Consider the following 1469-nt stretch of genomic DNA (forward strand, 5'->3'; position numbering starts at 1 on the left):
CGGCCGTGGCGCGGGTGCTGGAACCGAAGGTGGCGGGACTGGACGTGCTGCTCGCGTGCCTGGCGCAGGATGCGCCGCGCTTTTGCGTGCTGTTCTCGTCGGTCTCGGCGCTGCTGCCGGCGCTGGCGGCGGGGCAGAGCGACTATGCGATGGCCAACGCCTACATGGATTACGTGGCCGAAGCGCAGCAGGCGGGCTTCGCGCTGCAGAGCATCCAGTGGCCCAGCTGGAAAGAGACGGGCTTTGGCGAGATTGGCAGCGCGGCGTATGCGCGCAGCGGCCTGCTGTCGCATACGGATGCGGAAGGCCTGGCACTGCTCGACCATGTGCTGCGCGGCGGACAGGATAGCGTGGTGCTGCCGGCGGTCGTCAATCCGCAGGCGTGGCAGCCGCGGACGCTGCTGCGGCACCAGCGGGCCGCCGCTCCCGTTCCTGTCCCGGCGGCACCGGCCGGCCCGGCGCGCGCGACGGCGGCGCAGGCGCCGCTGCTGGAGCAGGTGCAGGCCTGGCTGATCGTGCTGCTGGCCGAGACGCTGAAGATGGATGCGGCGCTGATCGATGCAGACAATACCTTCCTCGAGTACGGCGCCGATTCGGTGCTGCTGCTGCAGCTGGTGCGGCAAGTGGCGCAGCGCGCCGGCAGCGAACTCGATCCCTCGATCCTGTTCGAGTATCCGACGATTGCCAGTTTCGCCAAGTGGCTGTGCGGCCGGCACGGCGAAGCGCTGACGGGCGCCTTGCTCGCCGCCGCCGTTCCAGCCGCGCCCGTGCTGGCAGCGCCGGCGCCGCCAGCGCTGTCGCCGCTTGTCGTGCCGTCAATGCCTGCGCCGCGGCAGACTGGAACGGCGCCGGGCGACATCGCCGTGGTCGGGCTGTCCTGCCGTTTTCCTGGCGCGGACAATCTGGAGCAGTACTGGCGCCTGCTGGTGGAGGGACGCTCGGCGATCGCCCCCGTGCCGAAAGAGCGCTGGGGCTATGAGAGCGCGTATTACGCCGGCCTGCTGGCGCGCGTGAGCCATTTCGATCCGGCGTTCTTCCTGATGTCCGAAGCCGATGTCAGGGCGATGGATCAGCAGGCGCTGCTGGTGCTGGAAGAGACCTTGAATCTGTGGTGCCATGCCGGCTACAGCCTGCAGGAAATCAAAGGCCAGCCGATTGGCGTCTATCTTGGCGGACGCAGCCAGCATCGCCCGGATGACCAGGCATTCAGCAAGGCGACCAATCCCGTGATGGCGGTAGGCCAGAACTACCTGGCGGCGAACGTTTCGCAGTTCTTTGACTTGCAAGGTCCCAGCCTGGTGCTCGACAGCGCCTGTTCGTCGGCCCTGGTGGGCATGAACATGGCCATCCAGGCACTGCGCGCGGGCGATATCACCTCGGCCGTGGTGGGCGGCGTCAGCCTGCTCAATACGGACGGTCCGCTGCAGGTGTTCGAACAGCGCGACATTCTGAGCCGCGAATTCCATATT

The 1469-nt window shown here is 67.7% G+C and carries 1 protein-coding gene; it reads left to right on the forward strand.

Annotated features, from left to right (window positions below):
* A partial coding sequence (locus ACZ92H_RS29360; protein ID WP_465051963.1) for a beta-ketoacyl synthase N-terminal-like domain-containing protein occupies window positions 1-1469 on the forward strand: 1469 nt, incomplete at both ends.

It is taken from the genome of Janthinobacterium foliorum, assembly GCF_978021625.1.